The organism is Marihabitans asiaticum, from assembly GCF_007828725.1.
Classification (GTDB): domain Bacteria; phylum Actinomycetota; class Actinomycetes; order Actinomycetales; family Dermatophilaceae; genus Marihabitans; species Marihabitans asiaticum.
The window spans coordinates 515,520-533,030 of sequence record NZ_VIUW01000002.1 but is presented as its reverse complement, the minus strand read 5'-3'; the positions used below and the strand labels follow the sequence as shown (position 1 = coordinate 533,030).

15 protein-coding genes and 1 tRNA gene are annotated in these 17,511 nt (G+C 68.7%); 9 read left to right on the top strand and 7 right to left on the bottom strand.

What is annotated here, in order from left to right; translation table 11 throughout:
• Window position 1: 1 nt before the first annotated feature.
• Together FB557_RS07045 and FB557_RS07040 are read right to left on the bottom strand one after the other, a co-directional pair.
• The gene (locus FB557_RS07045) at window positions 2-1,021 is read right to left on the bottom strand and encodes an amino acid ABC transporter permease (protein ID WP_144856893.1); all 1,020 of its coding nucleotides are present in this window, start codon (window positions 1,019-1,021) and stop codon (window positions 2-4) included.
• Entirely contained in the window at window positions 1,021-1,920 is a 900-nt protein-coding gene (locus FB557_RS07040; protein WP_144856892.1) for an ABC transporter substrate-binding protein, read from the bottom strand. Before FB557_RS07040 ends, FB557_RS07045 begins: the two co-directional genes overlap by 1 nt.
• Window positions 1,921-2,111: 191 nt before the next feature.
• Between FB557_RS07040 and FB557_RS07035 the strand changes: the two genes are divergently transcribed.
• The 7 genes from FB557_RS07035 to FB557_RS07005 all read left to right on the top strand — a co-directional run bounded on the left by FB557_RS07035 (window position 2,112) and on the right by FB557_RS07005 (window position 9,900).
• Entirely contained in the window at window positions 2,112-2,501 is a 390-nt protein-coding gene (locus FB557_RS07035; protein WP_144856891.1) for a phage holin family protein, read from the top strand.
• Window positions 2,501-3,604, top strand: a complete 1,104-nt coding sequence (gene hisC, locus FB557_RS07030) for a histidinol-phosphate transaminase (RefSeq protein WP_144856890.1) — start codon at window positions 2,501-2,503, stop codon at window positions 3,602-3,604. Before FB557_RS07035 ends, hisC begins: the two co-directional genes overlap by 1 nt.
• 266 nt (window positions 3,605-3,870) lie before the next feature.
• Complete coding sequence (pdhA, locus tag FB557_RS07025; protein WP_211356506.1) at window positions 3,871-5,106, top strand: pyruvate dehydrogenase (acetyl-transferring) E1 component subunit alpha; 1,236 nt, start codon at window positions 3,871-3,873, stop codon at window positions 5,104-5,106.
• A complete protein-coding gene (locus tag FB557_RS07020; protein WP_144856889.1) occupies window positions 5,106-6,095 on the top strand; it encodes an alpha-ketoacid dehydrogenase subunit beta in 990 nt (329 codons plus the stop codon). The genes pdhA and FB557_RS07020 overlap by 1 nt, the downstream gene beginning before the upstream one ends.
• Before the next feature lies 1 nt (window position 6,096).
• The gene (locus FB557_RS07015) at window positions 6,097-7,524 is read left to right on the top strand and encodes a dihydrolipoamide acetyltransferase family protein (protein WP_144856888.1); all 1,428 of its coding nucleotides are present in this window, start codon (window positions 6,097-6,099) and stop codon (window positions 7,522-7,524) included.
• 46 nt (window positions 7,525-7,570) lie between these two features.
• Complete coding sequence (locus FB557_RS07010) at window positions 7,571-9,562, top strand: bifunctional copper resistance protein CopD/cytochrome c oxidase assembly protein (RefSeq protein WP_144856887.1); 1,992 nt, start codon at window positions 7,571-7,573, stop codon at window positions 9,560-9,562.
• 83 nt (window positions 9,563-9,645) lie between these two features.
• On the top strand, window positions 9,646-9,900 hold the full coding sequence (locus FB557_RS07005) for a DUF6458 family protein (RefSeq protein WP_144856886.1): 255 nt from the start codon (window positions 9,646-9,648) through the stop codon (window positions 9,898-9,900).
• A gap of 69 nt (window positions 9,901-9,969) precedes the next feature.
• Here the strand turns inward: FB557_RS07005 and FB557_RS07000 are convergent, their stop codons facing one another.
• Window positions 9,970-11,856 (bottom strand): acyl-CoA dehydrogenase, encoded by a 1,887-nt coding sequence (locus FB557_RS07000; RefSeq protein ID WP_144856885.1) that lies wholly within the window; start codon window positions 11,854-11,856, stop codon window positions 9,970-9,972.
• Between the two features lie 224 nt (window positions 11,857-12,080).
• Here FB557_RS07000 and FB557_RS06995 point away from each other — a divergent pair.
• Window positions 12,081-12,151: transfer RNA gene (locus tag FB557_RS06995), tRNA-Gly, on the top strand.
• A gap of 118 nt (window positions 12,152-12,269) precedes the next feature.
• Here FB557_RS06995 and FB557_RS06990 read toward each other — a convergent pair.
• From FB557_RS06990 to FB557_RS06980, 3 genes are all read right to left on the bottom strand, one after another.
• Window positions 12,270-14,108 (bottom strand): hypothetical protein, encoded by a 1,839-nt coding sequence (locus FB557_RS06990; protein ID WP_144856884.1) that lies wholly within the window; start codon window positions 14,106-14,108, stop codon window positions 12,270-12,272.
• Window positions 14,105-15,124: a hypothetical protein gene (locus FB557_RS06985; protein WP_144856883.1), complete on the bottom strand. Its 1,020-nt coding sequence runs from the start codon at window positions 15,122-15,124 to the stop codon at window positions 14,105-14,107. Before FB557_RS06985 ends, FB557_RS06990 begins: the two co-directional genes overlap by 4 nt.
• Before the next feature lie 121 nt (window positions 15,125-15,245).
• Complete coding sequence (locus FB557_RS06980; RefSeq protein WP_144856882.1) at window positions 15,246-15,992, bottom strand: hypothetical protein; 747 nt, start codon at window positions 15,990-15,992, stop codon at window positions 15,246-15,248.
• A gap of 300 nt (window positions 15,993-16,292) precedes the next feature.
• Between FB557_RS06980 and FB557_RS06975 the strand changes: the two genes are divergently transcribed.
• A complete protein-coding gene (locus FB557_RS06975) occupies window positions 16,293-16,982 on the top strand; it encodes a hypothetical protein (protein WP_144856881.1) in 690 nt (229 codons plus the stop codon).
• Between the two features lie 93 nt (window positions 16,983-17,075).
• On the opposite strand, the gene FB557_RS06970 is transcribed toward FB557_RS06975, so the two are convergent.
• The gene (locus FB557_RS06970) at window positions 17,076-17,384 is read right to left on the bottom strand and encodes a hypothetical protein (protein ID WP_144856880.1); all 309 of its coding nucleotides are present in this window, start codon (window positions 17,382-17,384) and stop codon (window positions 17,076-17,078) included.
• Between the last annotated feature and the right edge of the window lie 127 nt (window positions 17,385-17,511).

The following is a 17,511-nucleotide window of genomic DNA, read 5'->3' as shown; positions in this document are numbered from 1 at the left end:
CTCACTTCGCCCCTCCTTCGCTCAGACCGATCAACCGCGAGCGCAGCGTCGCGCTCTTGCTCTGCGCCCGGGTCGCCCCGTACCCCCGGCTGAAGTGCCGCTCGAGGTAGAACTGGCCGATCATCAGCACCGTGGTGAGCACGAGGTACCACATCGTCGCCGCGGTGAGCGCCGGCATGATCTTCAACGTCCGGTTGCCGATCGCCTGGGTCTGGAAGAACAGCTCCGTCGCCAGCGGCAGGTATGCGAGCAGCGAGGTGTCCTTGAGCATCGCGATCGTCTCGTTGCCGGTCGGCGGGATGATCACCCGCATCGCCTGCGGCAGGATCACCCGGCGCATTCCCAGCCCCGGGCCCATCCCGATCGCGGCCGCCGCCTCGCGCTGACCGTCGTCGACCGACATGATGCCGGCGCGCGCGATCTCGGCCATGTAGGCCGCCTCCGACAGGCCCATCGCGATGATGCCCCAGATGAGCGTCGAGCTGATCTGGTTGACGTTGAGGCTGAAGAGGGTCAGGTCGCTGGAGAGCCCGAGCCACTCGGCGAGCTGCTGGCTGAACGGCAGCGGCCCGATGTCGAAGGTCGGGTAGAGGTACCCGATTCCGGTGCCGAAGAGGATGACGAGCACCAGTCGCGGCACCCCGCGGAAGAACCACGTGTAGAGGAAGCCGACGACCCGCAGCACCGGGTTGTCGGACAGGCGCATGATCCCGATGACCACGCCGAGGGTGATGCCGATGGCCATCGACCCGAGCGTGGCGATGATCGTGCCCTTGAGCAGACCCTCGAGGACGGGCGTGTAGTTCATCACCCGGAAGGCGTAGGGGAAGTCCCACCGCTCGTTGGTGACGAAGCTCGAGATGATCATCGCGGCGAGCATCGCGATGATCGCGACGGCCACGTACCGCCCGGGGTGGCGGACCGGGACCGCGTCGATCGGTCCGGGACGGTCCGTGGGGGAGGCGCCGCCTCCCCCTTCGCGCGAAGGGGGAGAGCCGGCCTCCTCGGTGCTGGCGGGCATCAGGGGTTGACGGCGAAGTCGTCGACGCCGCCGGACTCCTGGCCCCAGTTCTTCAGGACGGTGTCGTAGGTCCCGTCCTCCTTGATCGCCTTGAGCGCCTCGGCGATCGCGTCGGCGAACTCGGTCTGGTCCTTCGGCACGACGAAGCCGTAGGGCGCCGAGTCGTAGGTCTCACCGAGCGCCTCGAGCTTGTCCTCGTTCTGCTTCACCGCGTACAGCGCGATCGGGGAGTCGGCGAGCATCGCGTCGGTCTTGCCCGAGACCAAGCTGGCGGTGACCTTGGACTGCTCCTGCTCGACGACGGAGTTGATCGGCTCCTTGCCGTCCTCCTCGCACTTCTTCGTCGCGTCCTTGATCTCGTCGAGCTGGACGGTGCCCTTCTGCACGCCGACGGTCTTGCCGCACGCGTCCTCGGGGTCGATCCCCTCGGGGTTGCCGGTGGTGGTGACCCACTGGGTGCCGGCGCTGAAGTAGCTGATCATGTTCACCTGCTCCTTGCGCTCGTCGTTGATCGTGAAGGAGCTGACCGAGACGTCGTACTTGCCCGAGTCCACGCCGAGGATGAGCGCGTCGAAGGGCCCGTTCTGCCACTGCGTCTTCAGGCCGAGCTTGTCGGCGACGGCGTCGAAGAGGTCGACGTCCATGCCCTCGACGGTCTTGCCGTCGTCGCCGAGGAACTCGTTGGGCGCGTACGACGCGTCCGACCCCACGGTCAGGGTGCCCTTGTCCTTGATCTCGGCGGGGACCATCTCGCTGAGGGACTCGTCGGCCTCGACCTCGACGGACTCGGTGGCCGAGGTCGCGCTCTCGCCTCCCTCCTCGAGGCTGTCGGAGCCGCAGGCGGCGAGGGGGAAGGTCAAGGCCAGGACGGCGGAGAGGGCAAGGGGTGAGCGGCGCATGGGCTGGTCCTTATGAGAGTGCTGTTCCCACCGGGCGCGGTCGCGCGCGGTGGGAACAGGGTGCACCGACTCAGGGCGAAGGGGGAGCAGATCGGGAGAATCCGAGACCGAGATGCAACCTCGGTGCCCCATGAGTCACCCGGAGTGGCCACAGGGGTGCCGATGATCACCCCGCCTGCCACACTGCACCCATGCTCAACTTTGCCATCAGGACCGCGATCAACGCGGTGGGACTCTGGCTCGCGGCCTTCCTCGTGGGCGGGATCCACCTGGCCACCGACGACTCGAAGTTCGCCTCGAAGTTCACCACGGTGATCCTCGTCGCGCTGCTCTTCGGGGTGGTCAACGCGATCGTCAAGCCGATCGCCAAGCTGCTGTCCTTCCCCTTCATCGTGCTGACGCTCGGGCTCTTCACGTTCATCGTCAACGCGTTCATGCTTCAGCTCACCGAGTGGATCGCCGATCCGCTGGGCCTGAGCTTCGCCATCGACGACTTCTTCTGGGATGCGGTCATCGGGGCGCTGATCATCACCATCGTCGCGATGGTGCTCAGCTTCGTCCTCCCGGACGACGACGAGTGATGGGCGAGCAGGCCCGCGACCAGCCCGACACCACCGCCGAGGTGCGGATCCGGGCCGCGCTCGACGCCGTCCCGGCCTACGTCGCCGGCAAGCCCCCGGCTCCCCGGGACGGGCTCACCGTCTACAAGGTCAGCTCCAACGAGAACCCTTACCCACCGCTGCCGTCGGTGCTCGAGGCGGTCCGCGACGCGGCCGGCGCGATCAACCGCTACCCCGACATGGGGGTGAGCGCGCTGACCGAGGCGCTCGCGAAGCGGCTCGCCGTCCCCGCCGCCCGGATCGCGACGGGCACCGGCAGCGTCGGGGTGCTCGGGCAGATCATTCAGGCGACCTGCGACGACGGTGACGAGGTGGTCTTCGCCTGGCGCAGCTTCGAGGCCTACCCGATCGTCGTGAGCCTGGCCGGCGCCGTGCCCGTCGCGGTGCCGCTCACCGAGGAGCACCGGCACGACCTGCCGGCGATGCGAGCGGCGATCACCGACCGGACGCGGGTGGTGCTCGTGTGCACGCCCAACAACCCCACCGGGCCGACCGTGACCCACGAGGAGCTGGTCGACTTCGTCGAGCAGGTGCCCCGGGACGTTCTCGTCGTCATCGACGAGGCCTACCTGGAGTTCGTCGAGGGCGAGGACGCGGTTCGGGCGCTGGAGATCCACCAGGCCTACCCGCACGTCGCGGTGCTGCGCACCTTCTCCAAGGCGTACGGCCTCGCCGGGCTGCGGGTCGGCTATGCGGTGGCCCACGAGCCGCTCGCCGAGGCGCTGCGCAAGACGGCCACCCCCTTCGGGGTGAACACGCTCGCCCAGGTCGCCGCCCTGGCCTCGCTCGACGCGCAGGACGAGCTCGACGCCCGGGTCGCCGACCTCGTCGCCGAGCGCGCCCGGGTGGTCGCCGCGCTGCGTGAGCAGGGCTGGGACGTGCCGCAGAGCGGGGCGAACTTCGTCTGGTTCCCGCTCCGCGAGCGGACCGCAGCCTTCGTGCAGGCCTGCGAGCAGGCGGGCCTGTCCGTCCGCCCCTACGGCAGCGACGGGGTGCGGGTGACCATCGGCGAGCCCGAGGCCAACGACCGGCTGATCGATGTGGCCGCCGCCTTCGGCCCCTGACCCTCGCACCTGCCAAGGCAAGTACCCGGACCTCTCGCACCTGCCAAGGCAAGTACCCGGTCTTCTCGCACCTGCCTTGGCAGGTGCGACGGAGGGGGATGGGTGGGTTGGAGGCGTCTGGCGACCACGCGGTAGCGTGAGCGCCGCACCATGTGCCGTGGCTCACAACCGCTGCGGCGCGTTCGTCCCTGACGCACCCGAGACGGTGCGGGCTCACGACCGGGCAGGTCACCCCCTTCGCCTCGGTCGACGAAGAGGAGATGCAGATGAGCGACAAGGATGTCGCGGAGGACCGGGCAGCCAACGCCGACATGCGCTCGGCCTTCGACACCTCGGCGGCCGGTCCGCGGCCCCCCTCCGAGATCACCGGGCACTACTCGTCGGACAACCCCGACATGGTCCAGTTCGTCGATGCCGACGGCAACCGGCTCGAGACCACCGAGGCCAACGCGCCGTACGCCCAGATCGTCGAGGACATGACCTCGCAGGACGCGCGCGAGATCTACCGCGACCTCGTCCTCGTGCGCCGGATCGACGCCGAGGGGCACGCGCTGCAACGCCAGGGCGAGCTCGGCCTGTGGCCCAGCCTGCTCGGCCAGGAGGCCGCCCAGGTCGGCGCCGGCCGGGCCCTGAAGCCTCAGGACTACGCCTTCCCCGGCTACCGCGAGCACGGCGTTGCCTGGTGCAAGGGGGTCCCCCCAGAGAACCTCCTCGGCATGTACCGCGGGGTCAACCACGGCGGGTGGAACTCCAACGAGAACAACTTCCACCTCTACACGATCGTCATCGGCAACCAGATGCTCCACGCGACCGGCTACGCGATGGGCGTCCAGACCGACGGCGACGTCGCCACCGGCGACCCGGAGCGGGACACCGCGGTGATGGCCTTCACCGGCGACGGCGGCACGGCCCAGGGTGACTACAACGAGGCGCTCGTCTTCGCCTCCGTCGCCGCGGCCCCGGTCGTCTTCTTCGTGCAGAACAACCAGTGGGCGATCTCGGAGCCGAACGAGAAGCAGTTCACCATCCCGCCCTACCAGCGCTCCCGCGGCTTCGGCATCCCCGGCGTCCTCGTCGACGGCAACGACCCGCTCGCGACCTACGCGGTCTCGGTCGCCGCGCTGGACCGCGCACGCAGCGGCCAGGGGCCGACCCTCATCGAGGCCTACACCTACCGCATGGGTGCTCACACCACCTCCGACGACCCGACGAAGTACCGCTCCGACGCCGAGGTCGAGATCTGGCGCGAGAAGGACCCGATCAAGCGGATGCGCGGGTTCATGGAGGAGCGCGGGCACGCCGAGCCCGACTTCTTCGACGAGATCGACGCCGAGGCCGACGAGATCGCCGCCCGGATCCGGCACGCCTGCCAGACGATGCCCGATCCGCCGCAGGAGGCGATGTTCGACCACATCTACGCCGAGCCGCACCCGGTGACCGAGCGGGAGCGGGCCGAGTTCGTCGAGTACCAGGAGAGCTTCGTGCAGGAGGGGGCGCACTGATGGCTGGCAGCAAGCTCACCCTGGCGAAGGGGTTGAACGCCGGCCTGCGGGCGGCGATGGAGAAGGACCCGAAGGTCGTCCTCATGGGTGAGGACGTCGGCAAGCTCGGTGGGGTCTTCCGGATCACCGAGGGCCTGCAGAAGGACTTCGGCGAGGACCGGGTGCTCGACACCCCGCTCGCGGAGTCCGGGATCGTCGGCTCGGCCGTCGGCCTCGCGCTGCGCGGGTACCGACCGGTGGTCGAGATCCAGTTCGACGGCTTCGTCTACCCGGCCTTCGACCAGATCGTCAGCCAGGTCGCGAAGATGCACGCCCGCTCCCTGGGTCACCTCACGGTGCCGATGGTCATCCGCATCCCCTGCGGCGGTGGCATCGGCGCGGTCGAGCACCACAGCGAGTCCAACGAGACCTACTTCGCCCACACCGCCGGGCTGCGGGTCGTCGCCTGCTCGAACGCCGCCGACGGCTACTGGATGATCCAGCAGGCCATCGAGTCCGACGACCCGGTGATCTTCTTCGAGCCCAAGCGCCGCTACCACGAGCGCGGCGCGATCGAGGTCGACCCCGACGCCGGGCCCGAGCGCGGCCTGCACGAGGCGCGGGTGGTCCGCGAAGGGGAGGACCTCACCTTGCTCTGCTACGGCCCGATGGCCAAGGTCTGCCTCGCCGCCGCCGACGCCGCGGCCGAGGAGGGACGCAGCCTCGAGGTGGTCGACCTGCGCAGCCTCAGCCCGCTGGACACCGAGACGATCCTGGCGTCGGTGAAGAAGACCGGCCACGCGGTCGTCGTGCACGAGGCGCAGACCTTCCTTGGGCTGGGCGCCGAGCTGGCCGCGCAGATCCAGCAGGAGTGCTTTTACCACCTCGAGGCGCCGGTGCTGCGGGTCGGCGGCTACAACATCCCCTATCCGCCGAGCCGCTTCGAGGAGAACTTCCTCCCCGACCTCGACCGAGTCCTCGACGCCGTCGACCGCAGCCTGGAGTACTGACATGGCGATGCAGAAGTTCAACCTCCCTGACCCCGGTGAGGGCCTGACCGAGGCCGACCTCGTGACCTGGCGGGTCGCCGTCGGCGACGAGGTGAAGGTCAACGACATGGTCGTCGAGGTCGAGACCGCCAAGTCACTGGTCGAGCTGCCGATCCCCTTCGCGGGCACGGTCGTGGAGCTGCTGGCCAGCGAGGGCGACACCGTCGAGGTGGGCTCGCCGATCATCGTCATCGACACCGGCGGTGACGCCCCGGCCGACCCGGACGGTGGTTCCGCCGAGTCCGGCGAGTCTGGACAGACCCCGAGCAGCGAAGGGGGCGACGAGTCCTCGGGGCCGAACCTCGTCGGCTACGGCGCGAAGGCGGGGTCGACGAAGCGTCGCGCCCGCCGCGGAGGGGCGAAGGGGGCGGCTCAGCCCGGTCCGGCGGGAGACTCCCCGGAGGCGGGCGCCGAGCCGCAGGCGGCGCCTCCCACCCCTTCGCCCGATCCCGAGCGGGCCCCGGAGCAGGCGACCGGCGAGCGGGCCCGCGCGCTGGCCAAGCCTCCGGTGCGCAAGCTGGCCAAGGACCTCGGCGTGGACCTCGCCTCGATCACGCCCACCGGCGACGGTGGCGTCGTCACCCGCGAGGACGTGCAGGCCGCGGCGTCCGCATCGCCGGCAGATGGTGGCTCGTCGCAGGACTCCCAGCGCACCGCCTCCCGGGCGGGCGACGCCCCTGAGCAGACCCGGGTGCCGATCAAGGGGGTGCGCAAGCGCACCGCCGAGGCGATGGTGGCCTCGGCCTTCACCGCCCCGCACGTCACGGAGTTCATCACCGTCGACGTCACGGCGACGATGGAGCTGGTCGAGCGGCTCAAGGGCGACAAGGCCTTCCGCGACACCAAGGTGACGCCGCTGCTCGTCGTGGCCAAGGCGCTCTGCCTGGCGATCCGGCGCAACCCGGAGGTCAACGCCTCCTGGGACGAGGACGCCCAGGAGATCGTCTACAGCCGCGACGTCAACCTCGGCATCGCGGCAGCGACCCCCCGCGGGCTCGTCGTGCCGAACATCAAGGCGGCCGACGCGATGTCGATGCGGGAGCTGGCCGACGCCATGGCCGAGCTCGTCGCCACCGCGCGCGAGGGCAAGACCACCCCGGCCGACTTCGCCGGGGGCACGGTGACGATCACCAACGTCGGGGTCTTCGGCGTCGACACCGGCACGCCGATCCTCAACCCCGGCGAGGCGGCGATCCTCGCCTTCGGGGCGGTGCGGCGCCAGCCCTGGGTGGTCCAGCGCGACGGCGTCGAGTCGATCGAGCCGCGCTGGGTGACCCAGCTCGCGCTCTCCTTCGACCACCGGCTCGTCGACGGCGAGCTCGGCAGCAAGGTGCTCGCCGACCTCGCCGCCCTCCTGCACGACCCGGGGCAGGCGCTCGTCTGGGCCTGAAGACCCCAGGTCCGAGCGGGGCCGGCGGCAGATCTAGTGTGCTGCCATGCCCTCACCCTCGCTCGCCCAGCGGCGCGGCGGCCCGCTCGCCGTCGGCGTGCTCGCGGCGGCCACGCTCGTCGCGGTCGTCGTCGGCGCGGTGCTCGGCAGCGCGACGCTCGCCTACGAGGCCGGCGACCCGGGCGCGGTCGTGCGCTGGGGCATCCCGGTGCTCACCGCGGTGCACGACGTCGCTGCGGCGCTGACCGTCGGCTTCCTCTTCGTCGCGGCCTTCGTCGTGCCCGAGACCACGCGGACCCGGCGCCGGGCCAGCGCGGCACGGGTCGCGATGATCTCGGGCGCCGTGTGGCTGGCATGCCTGCTCGCCCTCGTCGTGCTCACCTTCGCCGACCTCGCGGGGCTGCCGCTCACCAGCCCGGACCTCCTCGGGCAGATGCTGCCCGTCGTCTGGGATCTCGAGCTGCTGCGGATGAACCTCATCTCCGCGATCGTCGTCGCCGCGGTCCTCCTCGCGGCGGTGGGCAGCGACTCCAAGGCGGTGCTCGCGTGGGCCTTCTTCGGGGCCTGCTTCGCGCTCATCCCGCTCGCGCTGACCGGCCACTCCGCGGCCGCACTGGACCACATGTCCGGGGTCAACGCCCTCGGGGTGCACCTGCTCGCCGCGACGATCTGGGTCGGCGGTCTGGCCGCCCTGGCCTGGCTGCGCCGCGACCTCGGCGCGCACCTCGCCATCTCGGTGCGCCGCTACTCGGTGGCCGCCGCCTGGTGCTACGTCGGCATCATCGCCTCGGGCCTGCTCCTCGCGTGGATCAACCTCGTCGCCTGGGACAACCTCTTCACCCGCTACGGGGCGTTGCTCGCGATCAAGCTGGCCCTGGGGGTGGCCCTCGGCGTCTTCGGCTGGTGGCACCGTCGCAGGTTCGTCGACCGGCTCGAGGAGGGGGAGGCTGCCCCCTTCGCCCGTCTTGTCCTCGGTGAGCTGGCCGTCATGGGCGGCGCCTTCGGGATCGGCGCGGCGATCGGTCGCACCCCACCGCCCGCGGAGGTGCTCGTCGAGACTCCCGACTCCACGATCTACGCCCTCACCGGCTACCCCGACCCGGGCGCGCCGAGCGCGGCGAGCTGGCTGACCGACTGGCAGGTCGACTGGCTGTGGCTGGGGGTCGCCGCGGTTGCCGTCGTCCAGTACCTGCGCTGGGTGGTCCGACTACGGCGAAGGGGGGACGCCTGGTCCCTCCTGCGCACGGTCTCGTGGGTGGTGGGCTGGCTGCTCTTCGTCTACGCGACGAGCGGCGCGGCCGGCGTCTTCGGCAAGGTCTCATTCAGCTGGCACATGATCTCGCACATGGCGGTGGCGATGATCGTGCCGCTCTTCCTCGTGCCGGGTGCCCCGATCACCCTCGCGCTCCGCGCGCTGCCGGCGCGCAAGGACAAGACGCTCGGGCCCCGCGAGCTGCTCCTTGCCGCGGTGCACTCGCGCTACCTGCAGGTCGTGGCCAACCCCGCGGTGGCGGCGGCGATCTTCTTCTTCAGCATGGCGCTCTTCTACTACAGCCCGCTGCTCGAGCTGGGCATGAGCACCCACTCCGGGCACGTGCTGATGATGGTGCACTTCCTGCTCAGCGGGTACGTCTTCACCTGGGTGCTCATCGGGATCGACCCGGGGCCGAAGCGGTGGCCGCCGCTGGCGCTGCTCGTCGTCCTCTTCATCACGATCAGCTTCCACGCCTTCTTCGGGGTGATCCTCACCCGCAGCGAGGTGCTGCTCGCCCCGGAGTTCTACGGGGTGCTCGACGTGCCGTGGATCCCGGACCCGCTCGCCGACCAGCGCACCGGGGGCGAGATCGCGTGGGGGGTCGGTGAGGTCCCGACGCTCGTGCTCGCGGTCGCGGTGGCGTGGCAGTGGATGCGCAGCGACGAGCGCGAGACCCGGCGGCTGGACCGGCGCGCGGACCGCGACGGCGAGGCCGAGCTGGCGGCCTACAACGCCCGGCTGCAGCAGATGGGCGAGCGGGCCCGCGAGCAGTCCCGGCGCTGAGATCCCCGCCGTCGGGGCGTGAGCAGGGCATACTCGTGGGTAGTCGCCACGCTCTCGTGGACCCTGACGCACCGGAGGTGCACATGTACATCGGACTCGGCATCGCCCTGCTCGTCATCGGCGCCGTCCTCTCCTTCGCCATCGGCGCGGACGCCTTCGAGGGGATCAACCTGGAGATGATCGGTTACATCTTCATGGCTGGTGGCGTGCTCGCCATCCTGCTCTCCCTCGTGATGCGCGACCGCGGCCCGCGCGGCTATACCGAGCGTCGGGTCACCAACCGTGACCCCCGCACCGGTGACCAGTACGACGAGGTCCACGTCGACCGGGACCGCTGACCCGACCAGGCGACGAAGGGGTGGGAGCCGCATCGGCGGCTCCCACCCCTTCGCGCGTGGTGACGGAGGTCAGAAGGCGGCCTCCGGCACCTCCATGAGCGCGTTGTCCGTCGACTCGGCGATCGCCCGCTCCGAGGCGAGGCGGGGGAGGACCTGGGTGACGAAGAACCGGGCCGCGGCGATCTTGCCGGTGTAGAAGTCGCGGTCCTTCTCGCTGGCGCCGGCAGCGAGCGCGTCGTGCGCGACGGCCGCCTGGCGCATGAGCAGCCAGCCGACGACGAGGTCACCGGCCGCCAGGAGCAGGCGGGTGGTGTTCTGCCCGACCTTGTAGAGGTTGGTCACGTCGCCGCCCTCCTGCCGCGGGTCGGAGGCCATGAGCGGGGCGACCATCGCGCCGATGATGCCCTGGGTGTCCTCGAGGGCCTTGCCGAGCAGCTCGCGCTCGTGGCGCAGCTCCCCGCCCTGGGCGTCGACGTCCTTCGCCAGCTCCTGGATCTGCGCGGCAAGGGTGCCGAGCGCGGTGGCCTGGTCCCGGATGATCTTGCGGAAGAAGAAGTCCATGCCCTGGATCGCGGTCGTGCCCTCGTAGAGGGTGTCGATCTTCGCGTCGCGCACGTACTGCTCGATCGGGTACTCCTGGAGGAATCCGGAGCCGCCGAGGGTCTGCAGCGACTCGGTGCCGAGCAGGACCCAGGCCCGCTCGGACCCCAGGCCCTTGACGATCGGCAGGAGCAGGTCGTTGACCTTGCCGGCCATCGCCGCGAGGGAGTCCGCGGGGATCTCACCCGGGTGGTCGGTCTCGCCGGTCTGCCGCTCGGCGATGTCGACGGTGTCCTGCTGGGTGGCGGTGAAGAGCACGAGGGCGCGCAGGCCCTCGGCGTAGGCCTTCTGCAGCATGAGGCTGCGGCGCACGTCGGGGTGGTGGGTGATCGTCACCCGCGGGGCGGACTTGTCGGTCTGCTGAGTCAGGTCCGGGCCCTGCACGCGCTGCTTGGCGTACTCGAGTGCGTTGAGGTACCCGGTCGAGAGGGTGGCGATGGCCTTGGTGCCGACGAGCATCCGGGCGTGCTCGATGACGCGGAACATCTGGGCGATGCCGTCGTGCACGTCGCCGAGGAGGGTGCCGATGGCCGGCTCCTTCTCGCCAAAGGTGACCTCGCAGGTGGTCGAGACCTTCAGGCCCATCTTCTTCTCGACGTTGGTGACGTAGGCGCCGTTGCGCTCGCCGAGCTCACCGGTCTCGAGGTCGACGTGGTACTTCGGGACGATGAAGAGGGACAGGCCCTTCGTACCGGCGCCGGCGCCCTCCGGGCGGGCGAGGACGAAGTGGATGACGTTGTCGGTCATGTCCGACTCGGCGGAGGTGATGAAGCGCTTGACGCCGGTGACGTTCCACGTGCCGTCGCCGTTGTCGCTGGCCTTGGTGCGACCGGCGCCGACGTCGGAGCCGGCGTCGGGCTCGGTCAGCACCATGGTGCAGTGCCAGCCCTTCTCGATGATCCAGCGGGCGAGCTTGCGCTGCTCGGCGTTGCCGAGGATGTTGAGCAGGTTGCCGAAGGAGTAGGAGGCGGCGAACATCGCGATGGCCGGGTTGGCGCCGAGGACCATCTCGTTCATCGCCCACTTCAGCGAAGGGGGAGCGGTCGTGCCGCCGTACTCGGCAGGGGCGTCGACGGACCAGAAGCCGGAGTCGACGTAGGCCTGGTAGCCCTTGGCGAAGGACTCTGGCATGGTCACCGTGGAGGTCTCGGGGTCGAAGACCGGCGGGTTGCGGTCGGCGTCGGCGAAGGACTCGGCCAGCTCGTTCTCGGCGAGCCGGGCGACCTCCTTGAGCATCTCGCGGGCGGTGTCGGCGTCGACCTCATCGTACGGGGCCTGGCCGAGGACGTCCTGGCGGTCGAAGACCTCGAAGAGGTTGAACTCGATGTCGCGCAGGTTGCTCTTGTAGTGACCCATGTGGGGGTGTCTCTCCTTGCGAGCTGGACGGTCATGCGGCCGGTACGCGCTAGGTGAGCGCTTGCTTACCGCGGTCGTCTCGTATCGTCCGCCTCGATCGCGTTGTCCCGCAAGGTGATCGGTGGTGACCTCCGGCACATGCCAGTGCTCGCACCTCAGGGACCGTGGAGGCCAGAGCTCACCGGTGGGATACGATGTCCGTCGCGCCTCATCGTGGGGCGCTCGCCGATGTAGCTCAATGGTAGAGCGCCAGCTTCCCAAGCTGGACACGCGGGTTCGATTCCCGTCATCGGCTCACCGGGGTGTTGCCCGAATTCGGTAGAAGTGTTGCCCGAATTCCAGCACCCGTAAACGACGAGGGCCGCTCCCACTGTGTGGGTGCGGCCCTCGTTGTTGTTCATGGTGTTGATGGATCAGGCGGCTTTGTTGGCCGGCGAGTCGATCGCGCCGTGTCGGTGATCGACGTCCGCCTGCTGCTCGGCGGTGAGCATCATGAAGCCGAACTCGTGCTCGGTGTGCGCGGTGTGCAACGGGTGGTTCAAGAAGTCCTGCGTGGGCTGGTGGTTGGGCAGGTGTGCCTGTGCCCGGATGCACCAGTCCTCGAGTTCCTTGAGGTTGTAGTCGACGGCCTGGGCGGTCAGGGCGAGGGTGATCAGTGGTTCGCCGATGAAGCGGGTGAAGCCGCGCTTGATGGTGCGTGTCGACTGGTTTTTCAGGTTGCCGAAGACGCCTTCGACGTAGGTGCGGCGGTTCCAACTGACGTTCCAGACCCCGAGCCCGTAGTACTCCTCCTGCTGATACTTCATGACGGGGTGAGCAGGGATCTGGACCACAGAGGGCTTGCTTCCACAGAAGGCGGAACTGCTGGTGACCTTGTCACTGGGACGGACGACAGGCTTCCCCTTGCCGTGGGCGACCGTGATGCTGGCGTCGACCTTGGCGCAGCCGAGTTTGCCGGCCGCCGCGGGGCACAGCCACCGAGTCTTGCCATCACGGTTTTGCTGGGCAGTCTGTTTGCGTGCCATCGCGTAATGCTGTCGCTCCTCGATTTGGTGCTCGTAGCGTTCGATCTCATCGCGGGTGGCGCCAAGACCAGGCCGGTCGATGCGTCGGAGGGCCTGGGGGACCATCGGGCAGTGCGGGGTGCCGTCGATGACTACAGCGCCCTTGTAGTCCTTGGGCCCGTGGTCGCTGGCGCGCATGTCGAGGACCTGGCGAATGCCCAGTTGCGCCAGCGGCAGGGCCCACCGCTCGTACTTCTTGTAGCTGTAGTGACGGTCTCCGATGAGATCTTGGATGGTCGTGCCGCGACTCACGACGGTGCGGATCATGCCAAGAGTGACGTCGACAATGTCGGTGCTGGCGGGGGTGAGGGCGAACTGCTCGATCAGCAGCGGCTCGCGATAGGGGTCGGAAGCGTGGACCCCGCCTCGCTTGACCATGTCCGGCACACGGATGAGTGCGTGCAGGGCATACCCGAAGTAGCTGGATGCTCCGCCGGTCTTGTGGGTCTTGGAGCCCCAGGCCGCGAAGGCGCACATCTTGGCGTCCTGACGTGCATTTCGTTCCGTGGTGGAGATGCCGGTGGCCGGGCGGGCATCGGTATCGAGTTCGGCGGCCACCTCGTGCTCGTCCTCGTCGAGGATTACGACGTCCGGGGTGTGTGTGGGGTTGCGGTTGGACTTCGTCCAGCTCCAGACCCCTGTCTCGTCGACGGCGAAAGAGGACCCCTGTCGGGGCACGACGTGCGTGGCTGTCACGAGTGCGTCCCGGACCGCGGCAAGGTTCCTGCGCCGGAATGCCGCTTCGTCGGCATCGACGGCGGACTGCGGGTCGAGGTTCTTGTGGATGTTCTGGGCGATGGTGTTCAGCTGTTTGGCGGTCATCACGCGCGTCTCTCCGGCGCGGTTGCGGGTGAGGATGCCCAGCCGCCACTGCGTGTCACGCGGAAGGTTGCCCACAGCCAGATCGTGCATGGCCGTGATGGTCACGCTCTTGGTGTGGAACCGGCAGCAGAGCAGCAGCAGGAGCAGGAACAGTCGGACGGTAACTCCTTGCTTCTTGCAGCCGCGTTTGCTGGCACGCTCGAAGCGACCCAGCAGCTCGACCGCGTCGACCTCTGCGTTGGGGTCCTCGGGGTCGGCGATTCGAGCGTTGTCGAGGACCCACTCGAGCCGCTCCACGTGCGTGAGCAGTGCTTGGATGGTCTGGCCCTCCGATGGCGAAGGACGGCGGTTCGTCGACTTGGTCATCGTCCCTCCCCGCGCAGGGCACCCTTGGCCGGGGCGACGGTGACGAACTCGAGCAGATCGAAAAGGGCGCGGGTGGATGACAGGCCCGCGGCGTGGCAGAGCACGGAGAAGGGCGTGGCCCGGTTCAGGTGGCCCACGATCCATGTTGCGCGCAGGCGGTCCTGGGACAGTTCGGGGACGTCGCCGTAGAGGTGGGCGCGCTGAAAGAGGTTGCTGGTGACGTTGCGGCGGTTAGGGTTCTCGCCGAGCAGGAGGGCGTTGGCTGCGCGTCCCTGCACCCCGCGGGCGGCGACGTCCTCCCAGTCGCGGTGCACCCACAGGGTGCGAGCCTTGTCGCCGCGGATCTCAACACGGACGGCGCCGTCAGCCTCGAGGTGCACGTCGCTGGTCCTGATGGTTTTCAGCTCGGAGGAGTTGATGCCCGCCCCGACGCCGAGTCCGACGCACACGCACAGCTGACGCACGAGCTCGTCAGTGGGCTGGACCAGGATTGCCCGCCGGATGACGTTCATCTCGTCGGGCGTGTACGGCCCCTGCACGTCCTTGCGGCGCAGCACCGGCGCAGGCTCGGGCGCGGTCTCGGGGTGGAGGGAATCAGCGATCGGACGCAGCCGGCCGCGGTAGTCCGAGCGGGTCTTCTCGCTGACAGTCGACAACGCCGTGCTGCAGAAGTCCTCGATGTGCTCACGGGTGAAGATCTGCGCGACGTCGGTCAGGCCGCGAACCTGCTTGGCCCACATCAGGAGGGTGACGACCTGACTGGTGCGCAGCTCCATGCTGCGCATGCCCCGGCCGGGGCAGTGCGTCATCGCCTCGACGATCGCCGGCCGCATGCGGGCCAGCTCGGTTTCGGTGACCTTCTTGGACTTGTACGTCGTGCGCAGCCACTCCAGGTACTCCGCGGGCAGCGGTTCGGGTGCAGCGGTGAGTGCTTCCTCTCGGGCACGCAGCGAAGCAGCCCCGCTCTGGGTGCGGGGAGTGCGCTTGCGACGCGCGACGAGTTGGTTATTCGACATGTTGGCCTCCGGTTGGTTGGCGGTCCCCGGTGGTGGGGACAAACCGGAACGGTGCGCACCGGAAGCGGTACGGCAATCCCCGCCAGGAAAAATTTCTGGCGGGGATTGCGATGTCCGTGGGTCAGCCGCGCAGCTGCAGAGGCGTGCCTGGCGTAGCCGGGTGATGGGCAAGGAAGCGCTCGCAGTCATTGCGACTGAAACCGTGCCGAAGGGCGAGAGTGACGAAGTCCGCTTCGTCGTTCACCAAACCGGCAGCCCAGGTGACTCTCCACCGCTCGCGGCTCCACTTCAGTCCGGCGCGGGCGAAATCCTCACGCAGGCGGTCTGTCGCCACTCCCTTGAGCCGGTCCATCACCTCGGAGGTGGTCAGCGTGCGGTCGTCCAAGATGCGGAGGAGGACCTGCAGCTCCTCCGAGGGTGCGCAGATTGCGCGTAGGGCATGGACTCCGCTGGGCGAGTACGGCGCCGTGTACGGGGAGCGTCCGCGCATGATCGCCTTGCGCGTCGGCAGTCCTGCCAAGCCCCGGTGGACACGCAGAAGCTGGCTGCGACGGTTCTCGAGAGTGCCGACCGCGGTGCCGGCCCGCTCGAGCCGCTTGAGGTACTGAGTGATCAGGTCCTCGGTGACTTGGGCTGCGAAGTCGTTGGTGCCGTGGACAGGCGTGGACCACCGCAGGTACCCGCATACAACTCCCAGCAAGTAGGTCAGGTCTTGGGCGCTGGAGGGCTCAGCGGCACGGACGATGTCAGCGACCTCGTCGGCCCACTCATCCCAGACCTCGGGCTCGAGACCGTTGGGTCGGTAGGTGGCCATGCGGGCGGCGAAGTCGGCATCGGACAGGACATTGAGTGAAGTAGTAGTCGTCATGGACCTGTACCGTCCGGACACTTCCCGGTGCGTCAATCCCCTCGTCGGGGGAACGTGACTGGCAACCGGGACTGGGCAGACGGTCGCCCGTCACGACGGTTGTCGGGTCAGTCAGCGATGATCGGGTGCGTGACTGCGAGGGAGAGCGGACCGACGAGGTGGGCGCGGCGCGACGGTCCGAGGCCTTCGACGAGATGCTGGTGGTGTGGCGCGCCGGCAACCACGGCGGAGCACAAAATCAAGGCCCGCTCACTGCAACGAGTAGCCACCAACGACGACGGAAGTCGTGATCCACGCAACGTGTTCAAGAAGAGCACTCGCTACGAGGGAGAACTGCGTAGCTTGAAGAAGGGCTCGGAGGTCCGTTGGCCCGTGAACCTGTGTGCCTCCTGCAACAACGCGCGCAGTCAACCGTTCGACAGAGCCCATGACCGCTTCGAGGACTTCGTGGTCGCCAACGTGGACGAAATGATGCGATGGTGCCGGCTGCGATGGCAGGACCTCTTCGGCGCCCGTTGGGAGCAGGAGGCGGCCGACCTGGCGCGCTACTTCGGCAAGCAGCTGGGCTGCTTGCTCGATTCGTACGACCTGTCGGTCCCAGTGGATCTCATCGAGTTTCTGGATGGCGCGCCCGAGTGCCCCAGCGTGAAGTTCAGTCTGGCGCGCAACTGGCGGGCTGGATACCAACACACCGTGATGCGCGACGAGGGATCAGCGGATGGCCTTTCCTCCTTCGTCGGCATTCTCCCGTCCATGACCTACGAGACCGATGGACGATTCACGGGACTGGATTACGGCTACCACCTCGGGTACGTCTGGGTCGCCGCCGCCTGGCGCGAAGGGGCCGTGTTCCCGTTGTGGACCTACCAGCCCGAAATCGACTTGCCGCTGATCAATGGCTCCCTCCGAGACCGCCTCGCCTGGCGTCGCATGGTCTCCCTTCACCGCCGGATGATTGGAGAGGATGGTGGCGCCGAGGCCGGGTTGTGAATGGAACGAGCGCAGAGAAGGGGCGGGCCGTGCGGCCCGCCCCTTCTGGTGTGCTTGGTGAACGCACGACTGGTGTCGTGGGCTCGAGTCAGCTCAAGCAGCGTTCAGCGACGGCGACTGCCGCCGAACCTTGTCCAGCAAGCAGTAGATGCACCCCTCGCGGAAATCGCGTGGCTGGTGCCGGTGGGCGTTGTCGAACTCGGCCCACCGCTCGACGAAGTCGTCGTAGAGGTCGGGCCACATCGACCCGATCTTCAGTTCGGTCCGCCGCAGCGACTGGTGGACGGGTTGGAGACCCATCTGGTTGTGCGCCCTCATGTCGAGGTAGCGCAGGGCGAGGGTCTCGCGGCGGCGGAGCCACCGTCGAAGACTCCACTGCACCGGCTTGTGGTTCTTGCTCATTTGTTGCCCCATTTCGGGTTGGCGTCCCCTACCGGGTTGGAGGGGTGACGCGGAGCGCGGCCGCGCTCACGAGAGACCAGTAGCGGCGCTGGTGTCGCCCACAAGGGCTACGCCGAACTGATGGGTG